This window comes from Streptomyces sp. NPDC127117, from assembly GCF_042677325.1.
In the GTDB taxonomy this organism is placed as follows: Bacteria; Actinomycetota; Actinomycetes; order Streptomycetales; family Streptomycetaceae; genus Streptomyces.
In genome coordinates this window covers 1-22,413 of sequence record NZ_JBHXTM010000017.1, presented here as the reverse complement: position 1 = coordinate 22,413, position 22,413 = coordinate 1, and the positions used below count along the sequence as shown (strand labels likewise).

Here is a 22,413-nt window from a genome sequence, read left to right as displayed (position 1 = left end):
GCGCCGTGACGCGCCGGAGCATGCGCGGAGCGCGCTGCCGCGCATGCCTCCGGGGTCAGGCCGCCGCCCGCGCCGGGAGCGGGACGCCGCCCGGCGGGTACGGCGACTCGTGGGGCAGGAGCGCCACCGCCTCGTCGAGCCGTCCGTCACGCACCAGTTGATGGATCTGCCGCGCGAGCGGGGTGACGTCGCGGATGGACACCGTCCACTCGTCCGCGTACCGCCGTGACGCCTCGCCGCGGAGCCCGAGCTGGAGGGAGCGGTACGGCAGCCGGTCCAGGCGCAGGTCGCGCTCGGGATCCCACTGGACGCGGGCCGGGGCGCGGCGCAGGTCCCGCTGCCAGGTGGCGCGGTCCGGGTGAACTCTGCTGACGTAGTGCGAGAGTTCGGCGTTCTCCAGCGCCCAGTCGAATCCCTCGCGGGTGATCTCGACGGCCAGCACGGTCTCCTGACCCTCCTTCAGCCCCCAGCCGCAGCGGTACATCATCCACAGGAAGCTCGGCTTGATCCATGTCATGCGATCACGCTTCCAGGCTTCGGGGAAGCGCCCGTCACGGACGGCGGGGACGCCGATGAGGGGGGAATACGCCTGGTAGACGGTGACGGTGGTGTCCGTGTGCTGGGCGCGGATCTCGTACTGCGGCCTGGTCAAAGCGGTCATGTCCCCATCAGAACACCGGCCCGGCGGGCACGGCGAACGGTTTACCGGCGCACCGGAGTCCAGGATTCCGCCGGGCGTCGGGCGGGGCTGTCACCCGCGGGGACTGACATTCGTCATACGGAGCCCGGTACACGCGGCTCTGCCGGGCAGCGGGCCCCGACGGCCAGTCTGTACGTATCGAGAGCGGGGCCGGGAAGGCACCGCCGATACGCGGGAGAGGAACCCCTCATGACCAGCCCGGCCGCCACCGTCACCGCTCCGGTCGCAGATGCTCCGGCCGCCACCGCCGCGCACGCGCCGCGCAATGCCCTGCTGGACAGCATGGTGCCGCTGCTGGTGGACGTGGCGGTGCCGCTCGCCTCGTACTACGCGCTGAAGGCGGCGGGCCTGAGCACCTTCGCCGCGCTGGCCTGGAGCAGTGTGCTGCCGGCCGTGCGCACCGTGTGGGGCGTGGCGCGCAAGCGCGTACTCAACGGGCTGGCCGCGCTGATCGTGACGGTCAACGCGGTGAGCCTGCTGACCAGCCTGATCGTCGGCGACCCGAGGCTGATGCTCGCCAAGGACAGCGGGGTGAGCAGCGTCATCGGGCTGGTGATCCTGGTGACCGCGCTGAAGGGGCAGCCGATGATGACCGCTGGGCTGCGGCCCGTGCTGGTGAAGGGTGACGCGGCCAAGAACGCCGCCTGGCAACGGCTCTCGGCCCGCTCGGCGGCGTTCCGGCGGGCGGAACTCCGGTTCTCGGCGGTGTGGGGTGCGGCGCTGCTGGGCGAGTGCGTGGTGCGGGCCGTGGGCGCGTACACGCTGCCGGTGGAGACGATGGTGTGGCTCGGCACGGTGGTCATGGTGGCGACGATGGTGTTCGCGTTCCTGCTCTCGGGCCGGGTGGGCGCGGTCCCGATGCAGCGGATGATCGCCGAGGCGGTCGGTGCCGGGAAGCCGGCGGACACCGCCCGCTGACGGTCCGGGCCCGGCGAAGGGACCGGTGGGAGAGCCGCGAACGGCTCCCCCACCGGCCCTTTCCGCGTCTCTTCGGGGCTCCGGCGATTACCTGGGAGGTAATTGAGCGGCCCCCCGCCCGTCCCTACCGTTCCCGTACGGGCCGGCCGGGGGCTTTCCGCCGCCCGCGCGACCGCACGACAACGGAAGGAAGACCCCATGATGTCGTCCCACGACGCGGGTACGGTCACGGCGCCGGACGCCGCCCGTTCCGACAGCCTGCTCCGGTTCGCCCTGCTGGCCGACGTGGTCCTCACCGGCGCCAACGGCATCGGCTATCTGGCGCTCGCCACGGTCCTGGACTCGTTCCTCGGCGTGGACCGCTCGGTGCTCTACCCGGTGGGCGTGTTCCTCACGGGGTACGCCCTGTGGCTGCTGACCGTCGCCCGCCGGGAGGACATCGGCCGCGGCGCGGTCGCCGTCGTCATCGCCCTGAACACGGCGTGGGCGCTCGCCGGTGTGCTGGCCGTCGCCGTGGACGCGCTGACCGCCACCGGTGCCGGCAACGGCTGGATCGTCTTCCAGGGCGTGGTGGTGGCGGCGATGGGGGCGTTGCAGTACGCGGGTCTGCGGCGGCTGTGAGCCGTACGGCGACGGCCCGCACGGACGCGGGGGCGTCCGTACGGGCCGTCGGGCCGGGCCGCTGATCAGTGGTTGCGGGGGAAGCCCAGGTCGACACCGGCCGGGGCGTCGGCCGGGTCCGGCCAGCGGGTGGTGACGACCTTGCCGCGGGTGTAGAAGTGCACGCCGTCGTTGCCGTAGATGTGGTGGTCGCCGAAGAGCGAGTCCTTCCAGCCACCGAAGGAGTGGTAGCCCACCGGCACCGGGATCGGCACGTTGACGCCGACCATGCCGGCCTCGATCTCCAGCTGGAAGCGGCGGGCGGCACCGCCGTCGCGGGTGAAGATCGCGGTGCCGTTGCCGAACGGCGAGGCGTTCATGAGGGCGACGCCCTCCTCGTACGTCTCGGTGCGCAGCACGCACAGGACCGGGCCGAAGATCTCGTCCTTGTACGCGTCCGAGTCGGTGGACACGTTGTCGAGGAGGGAGAGGCCGATCCAGTGGCCGTCCTCGAAGCCCTCGACGGTGAAGCCGGTGCCGTCCAGGACGACGTCGGCGCCCTGGGCGGCGGCGCCCGTGACGTAGGAGGCGACCTTGTCGCGGTGGGCGGCGGTGATCAGCGGGCCCATCTCGGACGCCGGGTCGTTGCCGGGGCCGATCTTGATCTTCTCGGCGCGCTCCTTGATCTTCGCGACGAGCTCGTCGGCGATGGAGCCGACGGCGACGACCGCGGAGATGGCCATGCAGCGCTCACCGGCGGAGCCGTACGCGGCGGAGACGGCGGCGTCGGCCGCGGCGTCCAGGTCCGCGTCGGGCAGCACCAGCATGTGGTTCTTCGCGCCGCCGAGCGCCTGGACGCGCTTGCCGTTGGCGGAAGCGGTGGCGTGGATGTGGCGGGCGATCGGGGTGGAGCCCACGAAGGAGACCGCGGCGACGTCCGGGTGGTTCAGCAGCCCGTCGACGGCGACCTTGTCACCGTGCAGGACGTTGAGCACACCGTCCGGCAGACCGGCCTCGGCGGCCAGCTCGGCCAGCAGGTTCGCGGCCGAGGGGTCCTTCTCGCTGGGCTTGAGGACGAAGGTGTTGCCGCAGGCGATGGCGAGCGGGAACATCCACATCGGCACCATGGCCGGGAAGTTGAACGGGGTGATGCCGGCGACGACGCCGAGCGACTGGCGGATCGAGGAGACGTCGACCCGGCTGGAGACCTGGGTGGACAGCTCGCCCTTGAGCTGGGTGGTGATGCCGCAGGCCAGCTCGACGATCTCCAGACCACGGGCGACCTCGCCGAGCGCGTCCGAGTGCACCTTGCCGTGCTCGGCGGTGATCAGCGCGGCGATCTCGTCGCGGTGGGCGTCGAGCAGCGCCCGGTAGCGGAACAGCACCGCGGTGCGGGTGGCCAGCGAGGACGTGCCCCAGGTGGCGTAGGCGTCCTTGGCGGCGGCGACCGCGGCGTCGACCTCTTCGAGGGAGGCGAGCGCGACCTGGGTGGTGACGGCGCCGGTGGCCGGGTCGGTGACCGGGCCGTAGTTGCCCGACGCGCCCTCGACGGTCTTGCCACCGATCCAGTGGTTGACGGTCTTCATGACAGAACTCCTTCAGAGGTGGGGGCGTCGGTCGGCGACGTGACGTTCGTACACTTCCCGGGCTTTCACAGCCGAGGGCCGGGTGGCCGTCTCGGCTACGGGAACATCCCACCACGCCTGCGCCGGAGGGGGGCCCGACACAGTGTCTGCCGTTTCGGTCTCGACGTAGACACAAGTGGGACGGTCCGCACCGCGCGCCTCGGCGAGGGCTTCACGCAGGTCACGCACCGTCCTGGCGCGCAGTACCCGCATGCCGAGCGAACCGGCGTTGGCCGCGAGATCCACGGGCAGCGGCGGGCCGGTGAACGTGCCGTCCGCACCCCGGTGCCGGTAGGCGGTACCGAGGCGTTCGGCGCCGACCTGCTCGGACAGGCCGCCGATGGAGGCGTAGCCGTGGTTCTGGAGGACGACCAGCTTCACCGGGAGTTCCAGCTGGACGGCGGTGACGATCTCGGTGGGGTTCATCAGATACGTGCCGTCGCCGACCAGTGCCCAGACGGGACGGCCGGGGGCGGCGAGCTGCACCCCGATCGCGGCCGGGATCTCGTAGCCCATGCAGGAGTAGCCGTACTCCACGTGGTACTGGTGCGGGGAGCGGGCCCGCCAGAGCTTGTGCAGGTCGCCGGGGAGCGAACCGGCCGCGTTGATCAGGATGTCGTCCTCGGTGACCAGGGCGTCGAGGAGGCCGAGGACCTGGGCCTGGGTGGGCCGGGCGTGCGGGTCCGGGGCGGTGAACGCGGCGGTGACGCGCCGCTCCCACTGCTCCTTGGCGTCGGTGTACTCCGTCTCGTGGGCGGGGTCGACGCGGTGGTTGCGGGCGGCGAGCGCGGCGGTGAGGGCTTCGAGGGCGGCGCGGGCGTCGGCGACGAGCGGGAGCGCGCCGAGCTTGTGGGCGTCGAAGCCGGTGATGTTGATGTTGAGGAAGCGGACCGCCGGGTCGGCGAAGAGCGTGCCGGAGGCGGTGGTGAAGTCGGAGTAACGGGTGCCGATGCCGATGACCAGGTCGGCGGTGCGGGCCAGCTCGTCGGCGGTCGCGGTGCCGGTGTGGCCGATGCCGCCGACGTCGGCGGGGTGGTCGTGGCGCAGCGAGCCCTTGCCTGCCTGGGTGGAGGCGACGGGGATGCGGGTGGCGGCGGCGAACGCGGCGAGGGTCTCCTCGGCGGCGCTGTGGTGGATCCCGCCGCCCGCCACGATCAGCGGCCTGCGGGCGCCGCGCACCGCCCGTACCGCCCGGTCGAGTTCGTACGGATCGGGGGCGGGGCGGCGTACGTACCAGACGCGTTCGGCGAAGAACTCCGCCGGCCAGTCGTACGCCTGGGCCTGCACGTCCTGGGGCAGCGCCAGCGTCACGGCGCCGGTCTCCGCCGGGTCCGTCAGGGTCCGCATCGCCTGGAGAGCGGCCGGGACCAGGGCCTCGGGGCGGGTGATCCGGTCGAAGTAGCGGGAGACGGGGCGCAGGCAGTCGTTGACGGAGATGTCGCCCGCGGAGGGGACTTCGAGCTGCTGGAGCACGGGGTCGGCGGGCCGGGTCGCGAAGGTGTCCCCGGGCAGCAGGAGGACCGGGAGGTGATTGACGGTGGCGAGGGCGGCACCGGTGACGAGGTTGGTGGCGCCGGGGCCGATGGAGGTGGTGACGGCCTGCGCGGAGAGCCGGCCCGACTGGCGGGCGTAGCCGACGGCGGCGTGCACCATGGCCTGTTCGTTGCGGCCCTGGAGGTAGGGCATCGCGCGGCCGGACTCGACGAGCGCCTGGCCGATCCCGGCGACGTTGCCATGGCCGAAGATGCCCCAGGTGGCGCTGATCAGCCGCTGCCGGCGGCCGTCGCGCTCGGTGTACTGCCGGGACAGGAAGGCCATCAGGGCCTGCGCCGTGGTGAGGCGGCGGGTGCTCATGGGCGGGTCTCCGTCCGGTGGAAGGGGAGTCTGGGATCCACCGGCTGCGCGGGCCAGGTCTCGCGGATCCAGCCGTGGTCCGGGTGGTCGCTGATCAGCCACTCCCGCTGCTCCCCCGGTCCCGCCATCACATTGAGGTAGTAGAGGGTGCGGCCGGGCGGGGCGATGGACGGGCCGTGCCAGCCGTCGGGGATCAGGACCGCGTCGCCGCTGCCGACCTCGGCGAGGACGTCCGTGCCGCCGGCCCGGGACGGCGACACCCGGTGGTAGCCGAGGCCGTCGTGCTCCACCTCGAAGTAGTAGATCTCCTCCAGCACGGATTCGGCGCCGGGCCGGTGCTCGTCGTGCTTGTGGGGCGGGTAGGACGACCAGTTGCCGCCGGGGGTGAGTACCTCGACGGCGATCAGCCGGTCGCACTCGAAGGTGTCGGCGGCGGCGAAGTTGTTGACCTGGCGGGAGCAGTTCCCGGAGCCGCGCAGCTCGACGGGTACCTCCGGCGCGGGGCCGTAGCGAGCGGGGAGTCGTCGCTCGCACTTCGCTCCTGCCAGGGCGAAGCGGCCTCCTGCGCCGGAGGCGATCTGTGCATGGGCGTCACGCGGTACGTACGCGAAGTCGGATACCCCGCTGAACACGCTTTCCCGGCCCAGCAGTTCAAAGATCTCACCTGAGGAGTGCACCGTACAGCCACCGGTCAACGGCAGAACGATCCACTCGCTCCCACCGGTGACGAGCGTGTGAACTCCGCCGGGAGCGAGTTCCAGGACCCGCAGGCTCGACCGGTCCCAGCCGGCCCGCTCCGGGTCGATGTCCAGGATGTACGAACCGTTCGCCGTGCTCCCTGCCTTCAGGTGGTACCGCGATCCGCCGTCGTCCGTCGTCATGCCCTCGGCTCCTTTTCTCCCGGCCCCGTCTCCCCCGGCTCCGACCCTCTCGGCTCCAGCAGCGAGACAGCCGTGTCGACGGCCGAGGCCACCTCTCCGTCGGCCGGGTAGAGCAGCGAACGCCCCACCACAAGCCCCTGGACGGTGGGCAGTCGCAGCGCCGTGCGCCATTTCTCGAACGCCCCGTCCAGGTCGTCGCCCACCTCCCCGCCCAGCAGCACCGCGGGCAGTGTCGACGCCTCCATCACCCGGGCCATGTCCTCGGGGTTCTCGGTGACGGGGACCTTGAGCCAGGTGTACGCGGACGTCCCGGCCAGCCCGGACGCGATGGCGATCGAGGTGGTGACCGCCTCGGCGCCGAGGTCGTTGCGGACGTGGCCGTCGGTGCGGCGGCAGAGGAACGGCTCGACGAAGACCGGCAGCCGGTGCGCGGCCATGGCGTCGATGGCGCGGGCGGTGGCGTGCATGGTGTCGAGCGAGCCGGGGTCGTCGTAGTCGATCCGGAGCAGCAGTTTGCCCGCGTCGAAGCGGAGCCGGGCGAGGTCCTCGGGGCGGTGGCCGGTGAACCGGTCGTCGAGTTCGAAGGCCGCGCCCGCGAGTCCGCCTCGGTTCATCGAGCCGATGACGACCTTGTTCTCCAGCGCACCGAGGAGCAGCAGGTCGTCGAGGATGTCGGCGGTGGCGAGCACTCCGTCGACGCCGGGGCGGGAGAGGGCCAGCCGGAGCCGTTCCAGCAGCTCGAAGCGGTTGGCCATGGCCAGTGCGCGGTCGCCGACGGAGAGCGAGCCGCGGGCCGGATGGTCGGCCGCGATGATCATCAGCCGTCCGCCGCTGCCGACCAGGGGGCGTCTGCGGCGTCGCGCGGCGGCTTCGGCGACGGCCTCGGGGTGGCGCATGCGCAGCTGGACGAGTTCGGAGACGGAGGAGGCCGGGGGTGTCATGGGGTGGCTCCGGTGGGGCGGGAGGTGACGGCGCCTTCGGTCAGGGCCGCTTCGACCTCGTACGGGAACGGCATGGCCGACGAGCAGGCGAGCCGGGAGGCGACGATGGCCCCGGCGGCGTTGGCGTACCGCATGACGCGCGTGATCCCCCAGCCCGCGAGGAGCCCGTGGCAGAGCGCCCCTCCGAAGGCGTCTCCGGCGCCGAGTCCGTTGACCACCTCGACGGGCAGTGGCGGCACCTCGGCCACCGTGCCGTCGCGGTGGACGGCGAGCACGCCCTCGGGGCCCTGTTTGACGACGGCGAGTTCGACGCCCGCGCCGATCAGGGCGCGGGCGGCCGCGTGCGGTTCGCGTTCGCCGGTCGCGATCTCGCACTCGTCGAGGTTGCCGACGGCGACGGTGGCGAGGGCGAGGGCCTCGCGGTAGCGGGCGGCGGGGATGTCCTGCGGGGTGGTCCAGAACATCGGGCGCCAGTCGAGGTCGAAGACGGTGATGCCGGAGCGGTCGCGGGCGCGCAGTGCGGCGAGGGTCGCGGTCCGGCTCGGTTCGGCGCAGAGCCCGGTGCCGGTCATCCAGAAGACCCGGGCGGAGCGGATCGCTCCGAGGTCCAGCTCCGGGACGTGGATCTCCAGATCGGGGGCCTTGGGCTGCCGGTAGAAGTAGAGGGGGAAGTCGTCGGGCGGGAAGATCTCGCAGAAGGTGACCGGGGTCGGATACGCGTCGACGGGCGTCACCCACCGGTCGTCCACCCCGAACTCCCGCAGCTGGTGGTGGAGATACTCCCCGAAGGCGTCCCGGCCGGTGCGTGTCACCACCGCCGTCCGCCGGCCGAGCCGGGCCGCCGCGACGGCGACGTTGGACGGTGAGCCGCCGAGGAACTTCCCGAAGCTTTCGACCCGGGCCAGTGGCAGACCGGTCTGAAGGGGGTAGAGATCCACACCGATGCGGCCCATGGTGATGACGTCGTACCGCTCAGGCATGACCATCCCTTCGACCGCCGTCCGGGGTGACTGCCCCCAGGTCTAGCCCTCCCCCGGAACCCTGTCAATGCTTTGTCCGGACATACGGACGAATGATTGACACCCGCTCCCCCGGCCGGAACCCTGGACGGCATGACCTCCTCCGCAGTGGCCCCGGCCCGTATCCGTATCGGTTCGGCACCCGACTCGTGGGGGGTGTGGTTCCCCGACGATCCGCGCCAAGTGCCCTGGCGGCGCTTCCTCGACGAGGTCTCCGCGGCGGGTTACGAGTGGATCGAGCTGGGCCCGTACGGCTATCTCCCGACCGACCCGGTCCGCCTCGCCGACGAGACCCGCCGCCGGGGGCTCTCGGTCTCGGCCGGGACCGTCTTCACCGGATTGCACCACGGACCGGGCGTCTGGGACCGGACCTGGGCGCATGTCGCCGACATCGCGGCACTCACCCGGGCGATGGGCGCCGGGCATCTGGTGGTCATCCCCTCGTTCTGGCGCGACGACAGGACGGGCGAGGTCCTGGAGGACCGCAGCCTCACCGCGGAGCAGTGGCGCGATCTCACCGCCCAGACGGAGCGGCTGGGCCGCGAGGTGCTGGACCGCTTCGGGCTCCGCATCGTCGTCCATCCGCACGCCGACACCCACATCGACACCGAGGAGAACGTCGCCCGCTTCCTCGACGCCACCGATCCGGACCTCGTCTCGCTCTGCCTCGACACCGGGCACTACGCCTACTGCGGCGGTGACAGCGTCAAGCTGATCGAGACCTACGGCGAGCGGATCGGCTATCTGCACCTCAAGCAGGTCGACCCGGAGATCCTGGCCCGGGTGGTGGCGGACGAGATGCCGTTCGGCCCGGCCGTGGCGCGCGGTGTGATGTGCGAACCGCCGGGCGGGGTGCCCGCGTTGGAACCCGTGCTGGCCGCCGCCCGCGCGCTGGACGTCGACCTGTTCGCCATCGTCGAGCAGGACATGTACCCGTGCCCGCCCGACCGGCCGTTCCCGATCGCCCGCCGCACCCGGGACTTCCTCCGCTCCTGCGGCGGTCCGGGGCGGGGCCCGGACACGCCGAGCGGCCCGGGGACGTGACGTGGCGGCGGTGTGCGGTGTTGTCCTCGGTGAGAGGCCGCGGCGCGGCCCCGGTCGCGCCCCGCCGCCGTACGCCACACCACCGCACAAGGAGCAGCCCACCATGATCCGAAAGACGCCGCCGTCCCGCGGGACGGCCGCGGCCCCGGCACTGACCGCGGCCGCCCTGACCACGGTCGCCCTGGTCGCCGCCCTCGCCTCCGCGCCGGGAGCCTCCGCCGACGCGGGCAACCCCGCGCCGCCGCCCGGCTCCAGCCCGGTCTGCGCCTTCTACGACGGCGACCGGCCGACCGCCTTCGGCGAGCAGGGCGAGCGGGTCTCCCAGGTGCAGTGCCTGCTGGCCAACCGTCACTATCTGCGGTGGTCCGCGGTCGACGGGACGTTCGGGGCCGAGACGCTCGTCGCGGTGCAGCGCTTCCAGGCGGACCACCCGCCGCTGGTGCCGGACGGCCGGGTCAACGGGGCCACCTGGTCGGCGCTCTGGCACGCGGGACCGAACCGCGTGACCCCGCTGCCCTTCCCGTGATCCCCCCGCCAAGACCCGGCAGCCGGGGGCGCGGGGCCTGACACCTCCGCTCCCGTACGGCGGCGAGCACCCCCACCCGCCGCCGTACGGGACCTCGCTCCCGCGCCCCTCCCTCTCGCTGTTCCTCGCCCGAATGCCGCACGGCGCCATACGCCATAGGGTCGGACAAATCAGTAGATATGTGCGACGCGCACGCGAGACGCAGAGGGAGTCCGTGTGAATTGGTACAGCGACCCCGCCGGCCCGTCATCCGCCACCCCTTCCGCCGGGCAGTCACCGTCCGCCCCGGACCGGCCCCAGTCCCCGCCGCAACCACGTCCGGGACTCTGGAAGCGGTGCCTGTGGGGCGGCATCGCCCTCTGGCTGCTGACCGCGATCGTCACGTACACCACCCAGAACACCACCCTGCTGCCGACCCTCATCCTGCTCGGCAGCTTTCTGGTCCCGGCCGTCTTCGTGCTGTGGGCGTACGAGCGGCACGGCCGGGATCTCGGCGTGAGCCTCATCCTCGGCTGCTTCCTGACGGGCGGAATCCTGGGTGTGCTCGGTGCCTCCGTCATGGAGTCCTACCTGCTGCACCCGTCCGTCTGGATGTTCCTTGGTGTCGGCCTGATCGAGGAGGCGGTGAAGCTCCTGGCGCTGATGTTCGTACTCCGCCGCCACCCCGGCGTCCACGGCATGCGGGCCGGGCTGGTGCTCGGCGCGACCGTCGGATTCGGGTTCGCCGCGTTCGAGAGCGCGGGCTACGCCTTCAACGCCGCCGTCACCATGAAGGGCATCGACCTGCGCGCACTGCTGGAGACGGAGGTGCTGCGCGGGGTGCTCGCGCCGTTCGGGCACGGGCTCTGGACCGCGATCGCCGGTGGCGTACTGCTCTCGTTCCGGAAGCCGAACGGGCGGTTCCGCCTCGCCGCGCCAGTGATCGGCACGTATCTCGGCGTCGCCGTGCTGCACTCGCTCTGGGACTCGATGCACGGGATCGCGATCTGGCTGGTGGCCAGGGTCACCGACACGGGCCTGAGCCGTGCGCTCTTCGCGCAGGGATACATCCCGGCCCCCACCGAGGAGCAGCAGCACCTGTTCACCGTCTTCTCGATCGGCGGGATGGTCGTGATCACGCTCGTCGCGCTGGCCTGGCTGCGGTCCCTGGCACGCGGCGCACGGAACGCCGGAACGGACGGACGGCCGGACACTCGCCTTCATACCCCCTAGGGGTATAGTGTGAAGTGTGTCGGGGCGCACCGTGCTCCCGACGCACCACCTTCTGCACTCGTCACCCTTTGTGCTCGTCGAAGAGGAGAACACCATGACCACCGAGACCCAGCTCCCCCAGGCCACCGGCTCCTGCTGCTCGCCCAGCGGCTCCTGCCACGACGGCGCGGACGCCGGTGTCCCGTCGGACGGGGTGACCACCGTCTACCAGGTGTCCGGCATGACCTGTGGGCACTGCGAGGGCGCCGTCTCCGAGGAGATCTCCGGCATCGAGGGTGTCACCTCGGTGAAGGCCGTGGCCTCCACCGGCCAGGTGACCGTCGTCTCCGCGGCCCCGCTGACCGACGACGCCGTGCGCGCCGCGGTCGACGAGGCGGGCTACGAGCTCGTCGGCCGGGCCTGAACACCGTCGGCGACAGCCGATACGCCGGACGCACCCGCGTCCCCCCTTTGCCGCCGGGCCGAACCTGCCAGCAGATACTGGTGGGGTACGGCCCGGTCGGCGTTTCAGGAGTTCGGACATGCACAGCACAGCAGAGGCCGAGGCCCGGACGGCTCAGGACTCGACCGCCGAGCTCACGATCGGCGGGATGACCTGCGCCTCCTGTGCGGCCCGCGTCGAGAAGAAGCTCAACCGGATGGACGGCGTCACCGCCACCGTCAATTACGCGACCGAGAAGGCCAAGGTCGCCTTCGGTCCGGGGACCGGCCTCGCGGATCTGATCGCCACGGTCGAGAGAACCGGCTACACGGCGCAGCCGGTACACCACCCCGGACTGCCCGCACCCACCCCACCGGCAACGGCAACGACCGGAGCCCGCGCCGACGACAGGACCGGGAACGGCACCGAAACCGACGCCGACACCGACAGCGGCGCTTCCGACCAGCAGGGCGCCGACCCGGATCTCGCCTCGCTGCGGCAGCGCCTGATCGTGTCGGCCCTTCTCGCCGCCCCCGTCGTCCTGCTCGCGATGGTCCCGGCCCTCCAGTTCGACAACTGGCAGTGGCTCTCGCTCACCCTCGCCGCTCCCGTCGTCGTCTGGGGCGGGCTGCCCTTCCACCGCGCGACCTGGACCAACCTCCGGCACGGCGCGGCCACCATGGACACCCTGGTCTCGATCGGCACCCTCGCCGCCTTCGGCTGGTCCCTGTGGGCGCTCTTCCTCGGCGACGCGGGCATGACCGGGATGCGGCACGGCTTCGACTTCACCGTCTCGCGCGCCGGTGCCTCGTCCACCATCTATCTGGAAGTCGCGGCCGGGGTCGTCACCTTCATCCTGCTGGGCCGCCATCTGGAGGCGAGGTCCAAGCGGAAGGCCGGTTCCGCCCTGCGTGCGCTGATGCACCTGGGCGCCAGGGACGTCTCCGTGCTCCGGGACGGTACGGAGGTACGCGTCCCCGTCGCCCGGCTCGCCGTCGGCGACCGCTTCGTGGTCCGTCCCGGCGAGAAGATCGCCACCGACGGCACCGTCGTCGAGGGCGCCTCGGCCGTGGACGCGTCGATGCTGACCGGTGAGTCCGTACCCGTGGAGGCCGGCGTCGGCGACCCCGTCACCGGGGCCACCGTCAACACCTCCGGCCGGCTCGTCGTCGAAGCCACCCGGATCGGCGCCGACACCCGGCTCGCCAGGATGGCGAAGCTCGTCGAGGACGCCCAGAACGGCAAGGCCGAGGTGCAGCGCCTCGCCGACCGGATCTCCGCCGTCTTCGTACCCGTGGTGCTGTTGATCGCGCTCGTCACCCTGGTCGTATGGCTGCTCGTCACGGGCGACGTGACCGCCGCGTTCACCGCGGCCGTGGCCGTACTGATCATCGCCTGCCCCTGCGCCCTGGGCCTGGCCACCCCCACCGCCCTCATGGTCGGCACCGGACGAGGCGCCCAGCTCGGCATCCTCATCAAGGGCCCGGAGGTCCTGGAGACCACCCGCCGCGTCGACACCATCGTCCTCGACAAGACCGGCACCGTCACCACCGGCCGGATGACCCTCCTCGACGTCCACACCGCCGACGGCACCACCGAGACCGACGTACTCCGCCTCGCCGGCGCCCTGGAACACGCCTCCGAACACCCCATCGCCCAGGCCGTCGCCACCGGAGCCGCCGAACGCACCACCGACCCCCTCCCCACCCCCGAGGACTTCACCAGCATCCCCGGCCTCGGAGTCCAGGGCGTCGTCGAGGGCCACGCCGTCCTCGTCGGCCGCGAGCAGCTCCTCGCCGATGCGGGCATCGACGTCCCCGAGGCCCTGTCCGACGCGGTCTCGGACGCGGCGGCCGAGGGCCGTACCGCGGTCATGGTCGCCTGGGACGGGAAGGCGCGCGGCGTCCTCGCGGTGGCCGACAGGATCAAGGGTTCCAGCGCGGAGGCCGTCGCCGGATTCCGCGCACTGGGACTCCACCCCGTTCTGCTGACCGGAGACAACCGTGCCGTGGCCGACGCCGTGGCCCGTGCCGTCGGGATCGACGAGGTCCACGCCGAAGTGCTCCCCGAGGAAAAGGTGCACGTCATCGAGGGGCTGCGGGCCCGAGGGCACTCCGTCGCCATGGTCGGTGACGGGGTCAATGACGCGGCCGCCCTCGCCACCGCGGACCTCGGGCTGGCGATGGGGACCGGCACGGACGCCGCGATCGAGGCGAGCGACCTCACCCTGGTTCGTGGAGATCTCAAGGTGGCCGTGGACGCGATCCGGCTCTCCAGACGCACTCTGACCACGATCAAAGGCAACCTTTTCTGGGCATTCGGCTATAACGCAGCCGCCCTGCCCCTTGCGGCATTTGGCCTGCTCAACCCTATGATTGCGGGAGCGGCGATGGCGTTCTCATCAATCTTCGTCGTGACGAACAGCCTGCGGTTGCGCGCCTTCACGTAATTTCCACAAAGAGATCCAGATCACATGGATTTCGGGGTAACCATCCGGCGGGTTCGTGAGTCTAAGAGTGCGATGCCAAGGATGTCTTGGGGGACGTCCGTCGGAGCGTCTTGGGGGACGCTGCGGGCAAGCGTTGGCCGGGGCACGTGCACCGGGGAGCTTTGAGCGGCCCTCCCGTGCGTACGTACCCCGGCAGACCGCACCGGAAGGACAACTGAAGAGCGCGGTAATCGAGGAACGCAGGAGCTTCGGCTCCCACAGACGCCCGGCCGGATCCCGTGGGGGGAATCCGCTCCGGGACATGGGAAGCGCCTCGCTGTCGGCCCGTGGGGGGATCGATGGCGGGGCGCTTCTTTCTGCCCTGTACGCGGGCCGCCCGGCCCTTGTCACGCGCCGGGCACGCAAATCGCCCCGGACACCGCGCTCTGTGCGAAAGCGCGGTACGCGGGGCGAAGTCGACCGGCCTCGGCGGCCGGGGGTCGTGCGAGGGGTGTTACGAGGTTCAGCGAGCCTCGACCGGGACGAAGTCGCGCAGGACCTCACCGGTGTAGATCTGGCGCGGGCGGCCGATGCGGGAACCCGGCTCCTTGATCATCTCGTGCCACTGGGCGATCCAGCCGGGGAGACGGCCGAGCGCGAAGAGCACGGTGAACATCTCGGTCGGGAAGCCCATGGCCCGGTAGATCAGACCCGTGTAGAAGTCCACGTTCGGGTAGAGGTTGCGCGAGACGAAGTATTCGTCGGAGAGCGCGTGCTCCTCCAGCTTCAGCGCGATGTCGAGCAGCTCGTCGGACTTGCCGAGCGCGGACAGCACGTCGTGGGCGGCAGCCTTGATGATCTTGGCGCGCGGGTCGAAGGACTTGTACACCCGGTGACCGAAGCCCATCAGGCGGACGCCGTCCTCCTTGTTCTTCACCTTGCGGATGAAGGAGTCGACATCGCCGCCGTTGGCCTGGATGCCTTCCAGCATCTCCAGCACCGACTGGTTGGCGCCACCGTGCAGCGGGCCCCACAGCGCCGAGATGCCGGCGGAGATCGAGGCGAACATGTTCGCCTGCGAGGAGCCGACCAGACGCACGGTGGAGGTCGAACAGTTCTGCTCGTGGTCCGCGTGCAGGATGAGCAGCTTGTCGAGCGCGGAGACGACGACCGGGTCCAGGTCGTACTCCTGGGCGGGGACCGAGAAGGTCATGCGCAGGAAGTTCTCGACGTACCCGAGGTCGTTGCGCGGGTAGACGAAGGGGTGGCCGATCGACTTCTTGTACGCGTACGCCGCGATCGTCGGCAGCTTGGCGAGCAGCCGGATCGTGGAGAGGTGGCGCTGCTCCTCGTCGAACGGGTTGTGGCTGTCCTGGTAGAACGTGGACAGCGCGCTGACGACCGAGGACAGCATGGCCATCGGGTGGGCGTCGCGCGGGAACCCGTCGAAGAAACGCTTGACGTCTTCGTGCAGCAGCGTGTGCTGGGTGATCTCGTTCTTGAAGGTCGACAGCTCGTCGACCTTGGGAAGCTCGCCGTTGATGAGCGTGTACGCGACCTCCAGGAACGTCGAGCGCTCGGCGAGCTGCTCGATGGGGTAGCCGCGGTAGCGGAGGATGCCCTGCTCACCGTCGAGGTAGGTGATGGCGGATTTATAGGCTGCGGTGTTGCCGTATCCGCTGTCCAGTGTCACCAGACCGGTATTGGCCCGGAGCTTCCCGATGTCGAAGCCCTTGTCGCCGACGGTGCTGTCGATCACCGGGTAGGTGTACTCGCCGTCGCCGTACCGCAGTACTACAGAGTTGTCGCTCACGTCATCCCTCACCGACGTAGTGCCTCTTCTTCGAGGTTCCCTGACTGTCTCCACCCTCCCCCATTTGGCTCAGGAGAGTGCACTCGGGGTCGTCCATTGGACCTACTCGCGGCACTGAGTGCCGCGAACTTACTCATCCTGCCCCCTCGGTTCCGGTTCCGGAAGGGCTGCGTGATGTTTCCCACCGATTTGATCGATCATTTTTTCCGCCGATCCTCCGCCCGAGCCGCCGGACAGCCGGTAATCCAGCGCCGTACAGCGCCTGCCTGCGGAAACCGTGCGGACGGCCTGGCCGATCGCCTGCCGTGAGCCGACCAGCACGACGAGCTTCTTGGCCCTGGTCACGGCGGTGTACAGCAGGTTCCGCTGGAGCATCATCCAGGCGCTCTTGGTGACGGGGATGACGACGGCCGGGTACTCGCTGCCCTGGGAGCGATGGATCGTCATGGCATACGCGTGGGCCAGCTCGTCGAGCTCGTCGAAGTCGTAGCCGATCTCCTCGTCCTCGTCGGTGAGCACCGTCAGCGTCTGTTCGTCCAGGTCAAGGGCGGTGACGACGCCGACCGTGCCGTTGAAGACGCCGTTCTCCCCCTTGTCGTAGTTGTTGCGGATCTGGGTGACCTTGTCGCCGACCCGGAAGACCCGGCCGCCGAACCGCTTCTCGGGGAGGTTCGGGCGGGCCGGGGTGATGGCCTGCTGGAGGAGTCCGTTGAGCGTGCCCGCGCCGGCCGGGCCACGGTGCATCGGGGCGAGGACCTGTACGTCCCGGCGCGCGTCCAGCCCGAACTTGGCCGGAATGCGCCGGGCCGCGACATCCACCGCGAGCACTCCGGCGTCCTCCGTCTCGTCCTCCACGAAGAGGAAGAAGTCCTTGAGCCCCTGGGTGAGGGGCGGCACACCGGAGTTGATCCGGTGTGCGTTGGTGACCACGCCGGACTGCTGGGCCTGGCGGAAGATCGTGGTGAGCCGGACCGCGGGAACGGGGCTGCCGTCGGCGAGCAGATCGCGCAGCACCTCCCCCGCACCGACCGAGGGCAGCTGGTCGACGTCCCCGACGAGCAGCAGATGGGCACCGGGTGCCACCGCTTTCAGCAACTTGTTGGCCAGCAGCAGATCCAGCATCGACGCCTCGTCGACGACGACCAGATCGGCGTCCAGCGGACGCTCCCTGTCGTACGCGGCGTCGCCGCCCGGCTTCAGTTCGAGCAGCCGGTGGACGGTGGACGCCTCGGCCCCGGTCAGCTCGGAGAGCCGCTTGGCCGCCCGCCCGGTCGGCGCGGCCAGCACCACCTTGGCCTTCTTGGCCCGCGCCAGCTCCACGATCGACCGGACCGTGAACGACTTCCCGCAGCCGGGCCCGCCGGTCAGCACGGCGACCTTCCGGCTGAGCGCGAGCCGGACCGCCGCCTCCTGCTCGGGCGCCAGCTCCGCCCCCGTACGCGTACCGAGCCAGGCCAGTGCCTTGTCCCAGTCCACGTCCGCGAAGGCCGGCATCCGCTCCTCGGGCGTCCGCAGCAGCCGCTGCACCTGGGCGGCGAGGGCGATCTCGGCGCGGTGGAAGGGCACGAGGTAGACGGCCGTGACGAGTTCGCCGCCCTCGGGCGACGGCACCTTCTCCCGTACGACTCCCTCCGGGTCCTCGGCCAGTTCGGCGAGGCACTCGATGACCAGGCCGGTGTCGACCTGGAGCAGCTTCACCCCGTCCGCGATCAGCCGCTCCTCGGGGAGGAAGCAGTGCCCCTGGTCGGTGGACTGCGACAGCGCGTACTGGAGGCCGGCCTTGACCCTTTCCGGGCTGTCGTGCGGGATGCCGACCGCCTGGGCGATCTTGTCGGCGGTGAGGAAACCGATGCCCCAGACGTCGGCGGCCAGCCGGTAGGGCTGGTTCTTCACGACGGAGATCGAGGCGTCCTCGTACTTCTTGTAGATGCGGACGGCGATGGAGGTGGAGACGCCGACGCCCTGGAGGAAGACCATCACCTCCTTGATCGCCTTCTGCTCCTCCCACGCGGCCGCGATCATCTTGGTGCGCTTGGGGCCGAGGCCGGGGACCTCGACGAGCCGCTTCGGTTCCTTCTCGATGATGTCGAGGGTGTCGACGCCGAAGTGGGTGGTGATCCGGTCGGCCATCACCGGGCCGATGCCCTTGATCAGCCCGGAGCCGAGATAGCGGCGGATGCCCTGGATGGTGGCGGGCAGGATCGTCGTGTAGTTCTCGACGGTGAACTGCTTGCCGTACTGCGAGTGCGAACTCCAGCGCCCTTCCATGCGCAGCGACTCGCCGGGCTGCGCACCGAGCAGCGAACCGACCACGGTGAGCAGATCGTTGGCGCCGCGACCGGTGTCGACGCGCGCGACCGTGTATCCGTTCTCCTCGTTGGCGTACGTGATGCGCTCCAGCACACCTTCGAGGACGGCCATGTTGGACATGCTCCCGACGGTATCGCCTGCCACTGACACCGCGTTCGCGGCCTCGGCTGGCACCTGCGGGCACGCAGGGGCGGGGTGCTCGCTCCCGCCCGGCCCGCTGCCGGTGGGTGAGCACCCCGCCTTGGGCGTCGCGGTGGTTCAGCGCTTGGTGGTGCTGTTGAAGAGCGAGCGCGACCAGAGGTAGCCGACCAGGGTGATGCCGGCGCACCAGGCCAGGGAGATCCAGCCGCTGTTGCCGATCGCCGAGCCGGTGAGCAGGCCGCGCAGGGTCTCGGTCATCGGCGTGAACGGCTGGTACTCGGCGAACCAGCGCAGGCCGGGCGCCATCGAACCGGCCGGCACGAACGCCGAGCCGAGGAACGGCAGGAACTGGATGAGCAGCGGCTTGTTGCTCGCGGACTCGACCGTCTTGGAGATCAGGCCGAGCGCCGCCGACAGCCAGGCCACGGCAAACGCGATGGCCGCGATCAGCCCGGCAGCGGCCAGCCACTCCAGCGGGTTCGCGTCGGGGCGGAAGCCGAGCGCGAGGGCCACGCCCACCACCAGGACCAGGCTCACCACCGTGGTGATGACGGAGCCGATGACATGACCCGTCATGAACGACGAGCGCGTGATGTTCATGGTGCGGAAGCGGTTGATGATGCCCTCGGTCATGTCCTGGCAGACCGCGATCGAGGTCGACATGGCCCCGGCGGCCACGCCCATGATGATGACGCCGGGCGTCAGATACTCCAGATACGCGTCCCGGCCGCCGGAGCCCGGCAGACCGGCGCCGATCGAGTCCCCGAAGGCGTACACGAAGAGCAGCAGCATCAGGATGGGCATCATGGCCGGGCCGAGCGAGACGGCCGGGTAGCGCAGCGCGTGCTTGAGGTTGCGCCGCAGCATCGTCATCGAGTCGTGCACGGCGTACGTGAGGGTGCTCATCGCAGGGTCTCCTTGACGTGGAGCGGAGTGGCGTCGGTGCCGTCGCCGGTCAGGGCGAGGAACACGTCGTCGAGGTCGGGGGTGTGCACGGAGAAGTCGGCGGCCCGCACTCCGGCCGCGTCCAGCCGGTCGAACAGGGCGCGCAGCGCCTCCATGCCGGCGTCGCTCGCCACCCGCAGGGAGAGGTTCTCGTCGTCGCGGGCGGCGCCGGGGAAGGCGGCGGCCGCGCGCTCGAACTCGTCGACGGTGTCGAACCGCAGCCGCACATGGCTGCCGGGGATCTGCGCCTTGAGCTCGTCGGCGGTGCCCTCGGCGACGATCCGGCCGCCGTCGAGCACCGCGATCCGGTCCGCCAGCTGGTCGGCCTCCTCCAGGTACTGCGTGGTGAGGAAGACCGTGACGCCGCTCTCGACCAGCGTGCGCACCGTGTCCCACATCGTGCGGCGGCTGCGCGGGTCGAGCCCGGTCGTCGGCTCGTCCAGGAAGATCACCTTCGGGTCGCCGACCAGCGTCATCGCGAGGTCGAGACGGCGCCGCATGCCGCCGGAGAAGGTCGCGGCACGGTTCTTGGCGACGTCCGCGATGCCGAACCGCTCCAGCAACTCCCCGGCCCGCCTGCGTCCTTCGCGCTTTCCGAGGTGCAGCAGGTCGGCCATGAGGAGCAGGTTCTCCTCGGCGGTGAGCAGATCGTCGAGTGCGGCGAACTGTCCGGTGACGCCGATCGCGGCGCGTACCCCGTCCGGCGCGGTGGCGACGTCGTGGCCCGCGACCCGGGCCTGCCCGCCGTCGGCGGCGATGAGCGTGGACAGGATCTGCACGGTGGTGGTCTTGCCGGCGCCGTTCGGCCCGAGCAGGGCGAACACGGTGCCGGCGGGGATCCGCAGATCGATGCCGTCGAGCACGGTCTTGTCGCCGTACGACTTGCGCAGATCGGCGGTGGAGACGGCGAAGGCGGGCGGCTGCGCGCCGTCACTCCTTGGCGTGGGCATGACAGAAAAAGACATGGGGTCCTCCCCCTGGAAGGCGTGGCGAACGGTGAAGTGGCTTGCTGTGTCTCCGACTCGGGCGGGTCAGGCCCTGGCGCGGAGGATGTCGATGTTGCCCCAGTTGGTCCGGGCGCGGACCTTGACGGAGTCCTCGGCCCGCTCGGGGGCCCCGGACGCGGCGAGCGAGTTGCGCACCTGCCCCCGGTTGGAGCTGACGTCGAGCCAGGCGGCGGCGCCCTCGCGGATGCCGATCTCGATGGAGCCGTTGGAGGTCTCCAGCTGGACTTCGCCGCGGGCGACATCGGCGACGCGCAGGAGTCCGTTGGTCGCGGTGCCGGTGACCGACGCCTCGGCACGTGCGATGTCGATGGTGCCGTTGGCGCCGCCCACCCGCAGTTCGCCGGTCACGGTGCCGACGGTCGTGGTGCCGTTCGAGTTCTTCAGGACGGCGGGGCCGTCCACGAAGCCGACGCGCACATTGCCGGTGCTGGTGGTGACCTCGGCCCGGCCCTCGACCCGGTCCACGGCGATCGAGCCGTGCGACGTGGCGAGCGTCAGCGGGCCGGTGGTGTCGAGGCGGACGTCACCCACGGACGTCTTCACCCGGACCTCGCCGAACCGGCCCTCGCCCTGCACCTGGACCCAGGCGCCGGTCACCTCCACCTGCGAGCCCGTGGGCAGTTCGACCGTCACGTCGACGGCGCCGGAGGGGCCGAGGACGCGGCGCCCCTTGGGCGTCCTGACGGTCAGCAGGCCGCTCGCGCAAGAGGCTTCGGTCTGCTCGGCCGCCCGCACGTCCTGGTCCTTCTTCGGGTCGCGGGGGCGCGCCTCGACGACGGTGTCGGACCGGTCGGCGGCGACGAACCGGATGGATCCGGCGTCCACGTTGGCGGTCACGGAGATCGGCTGGGGTGTGTCGAAAGAAGGCATGGCTGTCCCGTCCTCTTGGGTCTCAGGGTGAAATTCCGGGTGAATCCGGGCGGGTGGGGCGCGCGCTCAGCGCACCCAGCCCGTGAAGCTCTGTCCGTAGCTGCGGGTGGTGCGGGTCTTCTCCGCCGTACGCGGCTGGGCGCCGCCGTCGACCGCGGCCGACACGGCTCGTACCAGCCACGCGTTGACCGACAGGCCCTCGCGGTTCGCGGCCTCCTCGGCGCGCGCCTTGAGGTGGGCGGGCAGGCGCAGATTGACGCGGGCGGTGCCGCCCTCGTCGCCGTCGGCGGGTGCCGGGGCCGGGGCCCTGAGCGGCTCGGCGGGCGCACTCCGGTCCTCGGACACTTCCTCGCCCGCCGGCCGCGTCACCACGAAGTCGGGGTCGAGCCCGCGCAGCCGTACGTCGACCGAGCCGGGGGCGAGTTCACGGGTGATCTCGTCCATCGCGGCGGAGAGCACGTTGAGCATCGTCAGGCGGGTCGCCGACTCCAGCGGAGCGGTGAGCCGCTCGGCCAGCTCGCGGGCTTCTTCGCCGCCGGCTTCGGCGGCCACCGCGAGTTCGCGGCGGAGGTTGTCGACATACGGCGTGAGGTCCATGACGCCATCATGGCACCACTATGGCGCCACCTGCAACCCCACAAGGGAAGCAATCGCGCGACATCGCCCGCGCGACCCCTGTGACCTGCAAAAAAGCTCCGACATCACATTGCACCAATGCGGTGCCACATGGAGTCCCGACCTCCCTGGCGCCTCCGGTGGCACTACGTGGCACCACGTGATGCCACATGGCACCACTATGGCCACCCGGGCTCCCGCTCGTCCGGGAGTGCCCGGCCGAGGGTCCGGCCGCGCGACCCGTCGTCCAGCAGCTCGCGGAGCGCACGAAGGACACCGGGAGGGACATCCGGCCGACGCCGGAGGTACCGGCCCGACCGGGGCGACACGCCGGGGCATCGCACGCACGAGCCCCCGGGGCCGCTCTCCGACACGTTGCGGCGGGCGCGTTCGCCCTCGGCCTGTTCCTGCTGCCGTACGACGCCCTCGGGACCTCGGCCGATTCGGCGAGGCACTCGATGACCGGGCCGGTCCCGACCTGGAGCAGCTTCACCCCGCCCGCGATCAGCCGCTGCTCGGGAAGGAAGCGGTCCATCGACCGGG

Annotated in this window: 19 protein-coding genes and 1 pseudogene; 8 read left to right on the top strand and 12 right to left on the bottom strand. The window is 71.0% G+C overall.

Translation table 11 applies throughout. The annotated features are described in order from the left end of the window. Positions 1–55: 55 nt before the first annotated feature. A complete protein-coding gene (locus tag ACFVH0_RS17045; RefSeq protein ID WP_385820903.1) occupies positions 56–661 on the bottom strand; it encodes a DUF4291 domain-containing protein in 606 nt (201 codons plus the stop codon). Positions 662–889: 228 nt separating this feature from the next. Between ACFVH0_RS17045 and ACFVH0_RS17040 the strand changes: the two genes are divergently transcribed. After that, positions 890–1,618 (top strand): VC0807 family protein, encoded by a 729-nt coding sequence (locus ACFVH0_RS17040; protein WP_385820901.1) that lies wholly within the window; start codon positions 890–892, stop codon positions 1,616–1,618. Between the two features lie 198 nt (positions 1,619–1,816). Then, positions 1,817–2,239: a hypothetical protein gene (locus ACFVH0_RS17035; protein WP_385820899.1), complete on the top strand. Its 423-nt coding sequence runs from the start codon at positions 1,817–1,819 to the stop codon at positions 2,237–2,239. A gap of 65 nt (positions 2,240–2,304) precedes the next feature. Here the strand turns inward: ACFVH0_RS17035 and mmsA are convergent, their stop codons facing one another. The 5 genes from mmsA to iolC are packed head-to-tail and all read right to left on the bottom strand — an operon-like array spanning position 2,305 to position 8,499. Further along, the gene (gene mmsA / locus ACFVH0_RS17030) at positions 2,305–3,804 is read right to left on the bottom strand and encodes a CoA-acylating methylmalonate-semialdehyde dehydrogenase (protein ID WP_385820897.1); all 1,500 of its coding nucleotides are present in this window, start codon (positions 3,802–3,804) and stop codon (positions 2,305–2,307) included. 12 nt (positions 3,805–3,816) lie between these two features. Further along, a complete protein-coding gene (gene iolD / locus ACFVH0_RS17025; RefSeq protein ID WP_385820895.1) occupies positions 3,817–5,697 on the bottom strand; it encodes a 3D-(3,5/4)-trihydroxycyclohexane-1,2-dione acylhydrolase (decyclizing) in 1,881 nt (626 codons plus the stop codon). Beyond that, complete coding sequence (gene iolB, locus ACFVH0_RS17020; RefSeq protein ID WP_385820893.1) at positions 5,694–6,578, bottom strand: 5-deoxy-glucuronate isomerase; 885 nt, start codon at positions 6,576–6,578, stop codon at positions 5,694–5,696. Before iolB ends, iolD begins: the two co-directional genes overlap by 4 nt. Continuing rightward, complete coding sequence (locus ACFVH0_RS17015) at positions 6,575–7,519, bottom strand: deoxyribose-phosphate aldolase (RefSeq protein ID WP_385820891.1); 945 nt, start codon at positions 7,517–7,519, stop codon at positions 6,575–6,577. The genes iolB and ACFVH0_RS17015 overlap by 4 nt, the downstream gene beginning before the upstream one ends. Further along, positions 7,516–8,499, bottom strand: a complete 984-nt coding sequence (gene iolC / locus ACFVH0_RS17010; protein WP_385820889.1) for a 5-dehydro-2-deoxygluconokinase — start codon at positions 8,497–8,499, stop codon at positions 7,516–7,518. The genes ACFVH0_RS17015 and iolC overlap by 4 nt, the downstream gene beginning before the upstream one ends. Before the next feature lie 132 nt (positions 8,500–8,631). Here iolC and ACFVH0_RS17005 point away from each other — a divergent pair, with 132 nt between their 5' ends. The 5 genes from ACFVH0_RS17005 to ACFVH0_RS16985 all read left to right on the top strand — a co-directional run bounded on the left by ACFVH0_RS17005 (position 8,632) and on the right by ACFVH0_RS16985 (position 14,190). Then, a complete protein-coding gene (locus ACFVH0_RS17005; protein ID WP_385820888.1) occupies positions 8,632–9,582 on the top strand; it encodes a sugar phosphate isomerase/epimerase family protein in 951 nt (316 codons plus the stop codon). Positions 9,583–9,685: 103 nt separating this feature from the next. Further along, entirely contained in the window at positions 9,686–10,108 is a 423-nt protein-coding gene (locus tag ACFVH0_RS17000) for a peptidoglycan-binding protein (RefSeq protein WP_385820886.1), read from the top strand. Between the two features lie 216 nt (positions 10,109–10,324). Further along, positions 10,325–11,320 carry a PrsW family intramembrane metalloprotease gene (locus ACFVH0_RS16995; protein WP_385820883.1) on the top strand — a complete coding sequence of 332 codons (996 nt, stop codon included), beginning with the start codon at positions 10,325–10,327 and terminating at the stop codon, positions 11,318–11,320. Between the two features lie 94 nt (positions 11,321–11,414). Further along, a complete protein-coding gene (locus ACFVH0_RS16990; protein WP_385820881.1) occupies positions 11,415–11,723 on the top strand; it encodes a heavy-metal-associated domain-containing protein in 309 nt (102 codons plus the stop codon). Positions 11,724–11,841: 118 nt separating this feature from the next. Next, the gene (locus ACFVH0_RS16985; RefSeq protein ID WP_385820879.1) at positions 11,842–14,190 is read left to right on the top strand and encodes a heavy metal translocating P-type ATPase; all 2,349 of its coding nucleotides are present in this window, start codon (positions 11,842–11,844) and stop codon (positions 14,188–14,190) included. Between the two features lie 502 nt (positions 14,191–14,692). Here ACFVH0_RS16985 and ACFVH0_RS16980 read toward each other — a convergent pair. The 6 genes from ACFVH0_RS16980 to ACFVH0_RS16955 all read right to left on the bottom strand — a co-directional run bounded on the left by ACFVH0_RS16980 (position 14,693) and on the right by ACFVH0_RS16955 (position 21,852). After that, positions 14,693–15,982, bottom strand: a complete 1,290-nt coding sequence (locus ACFVH0_RS16980; protein WP_072489174.1) for a citrate synthase — start codon at positions 15,980–15,982, stop codon at positions 14,693–14,695. Between the two features lie 129 nt (positions 15,983–16,111). Further along, positions 16,112–18,412, bottom strand: coding sequence for an ATP-dependent RecD-like DNA helicase (locus tag ACFVH0_RS16975; RefSeq protein WP_385820877.1), 2,301 nt, complete (start codon positions 18,410–18,412; stop codon positions 16,112–16,114). Positions 18,413–18,550: 138 nt separating this feature from the next. Beyond that, positions 18,551–19,339 (bottom strand): ABC transporter permease, encoded by a 789-nt coding sequence (locus tag ACFVH0_RS16970; protein WP_385820875.1) that lies wholly within the window; start codon positions 19,337–19,339, stop codon positions 18,551–18,553. Next, a complete protein-coding gene (locus ACFVH0_RS16965; RefSeq protein WP_385820873.1) occupies positions 19,336–20,328 on the bottom strand; it encodes an ATP-binding cassette domain-containing protein in 993 nt (330 codons plus the stop codon). Before ACFVH0_RS16965 ends, ACFVH0_RS16970 begins: the two co-directional genes overlap by 4 nt. A gap of 81 nt (positions 20,329–20,409) precedes the next feature. Beyond that, the gene (locus ACFVH0_RS16960) at positions 20,410–21,255 is read right to left on the bottom strand and encodes a DUF4097 domain-containing protein (protein ID WP_385820871.1); all 846 of its coding nucleotides are present in this window, start codon (positions 21,253–21,255) and stop codon (positions 20,410–20,412) included. 66 nt (positions 21,256–21,321) lie between these two features. Then, positions 21,322–21,852 carry a hypothetical protein gene (locus ACFVH0_RS16955; protein WP_385820869.1) on the bottom strand — a complete coding sequence of 177 codons (531 nt, stop codon included), beginning with the start codon at positions 21,850–21,852 and terminating at the stop codon, positions 21,322–21,324. Positions 21,853–22,040: 188 nt separating this feature from the next. Here ACFVH0_RS16955 and ACFVH0_RS16950 point away from each other — a divergent pair. Further along, a pseudogene (locus ACFVH0_RS16950) lies at positions 22,041–22,413 on the top strand (hypothetical protein); the annotation flags it as partial.

What these genes read in the sequence shown, in the direction of transcription:
- ACFVH0_RS17045 (WP_385820903.1), bottom strand. Translation starts at nt 661, where the DNA reads ATGACCGCTTTGACCAGGCCGCAGTACGAGATCCGCGCCCAGCACACG.
- ACFVH0_RS17040 (WP_385820901.1), top strand. Translation starts at nt 890, where the DNA reads ATGACCAGCCCGGCCGCCACCGTCACCGCTCCGGTCGCAGATGCTCCG.
- ACFVH0_RS17035 (WP_385820899.1), top strand. Translation starts at nt 1,817, where the DNA reads ATGATGTCGTCCCACGACGCGGGTACGGTCACGGCGCCGGACGCCGCC.
- mmsA (WP_385820897.1), bottom strand. Translation starts at nt 3,804, where the DNA reads ATGAAGACCGTCAACCACTGGATCGGTGGCAAGACCGTCGAGGGCGCG.
- iolD (WP_385820895.1), bottom strand. Translation starts at nt 5,697, where the DNA reads ATGAGCACCCGCCGCCTCACCACGGCGCAGGCCCTGATGGCCTTCCTG.
- iolB (WP_385820893.1), bottom strand. Translation starts at nt 6,578, where the DNA reads ATGACGACGGACGACGGCGGATCGCGGTACCACCTGAAGGCAGGGAGC.
- ACFVH0_RS17015 (WP_385820891.1), bottom strand. Translation starts at nt 7,519, where the DNA reads ATGACACCCCCGGCCTCCTCCGTCTCCGAACTCGTCCAGCTGCGCATG.
- iolC (WP_385820889.1), bottom strand. Translation starts at nt 8,499, where the DNA reads ATGCCTGAGCGGTACGACGTCATCACCATGGGCCGCATCGGTGTGGAT.
- ACFVH0_RS17005 (WP_385820888.1), top strand. Translation starts at nt 8,632, where the DNA reads ATGACCTCCTCCGCAGTGGCCCCGGCCCGTATCCGTATCGGTTCGGCA.
- ACFVH0_RS17000 (WP_385820886.1), top strand. Translation starts at nt 9,686, where the DNA reads ATGATCCGAAAGACGCCGCCGTCCCGCGGGACGGCCGCGGCCCCGGCA.
- ACFVH0_RS16990 (WP_385820881.1), top strand. Translation starts at nt 11,415, where the DNA reads ATGACCACCGAGACCCAGCTCCCCCAGGCCACCGGCTCCTGCTGCTCG.
- ACFVH0_RS16985 (WP_385820879.1), top strand. Translation starts at nt 11,842, where the DNA reads ATGCACAGCACAGCAGAGGCCGAGGCCCGGACGGCTCAGGACTCGACC.
- ACFVH0_RS16975 (WP_385820877.1), bottom strand. Translation starts at nt 18,412, where the DNA reads ATGTCCAACATGGCCGTCCTCGAAGGTGTGCTGGAGCGCATCACGTAC.
- ACFVH0_RS16970 (WP_385820875.1), bottom strand. Translation starts at nt 19,339, where the DNA reads ATGAGCACCCTCACGTACGCCGTGCACGACTCGATGACGATGCTGCGG.
- ACFVH0_RS16965 (WP_385820873.1), bottom strand. Translation starts at nt 20,328, where the DNA reads ATGCCCACGCCAAGGAGTGACGGCGCGCAGCCGCCCGCCTTCGCCGTC.
- ACFVH0_RS16960 (WP_385820871.1), bottom strand. Translation starts at nt 21,255, where the DNA reads ATGCCTTCTTTCGACACACCCCAGCCGATCTCCGTGACCGCCAACGTG.
- ACFVH0_RS16955 (WP_385820869.1), bottom strand. Translation starts at nt 21,852, where the DNA reads ATGGACCTCACGCCGTATGTCGACAACCTCCGCCGCGAACTCGCGGTG.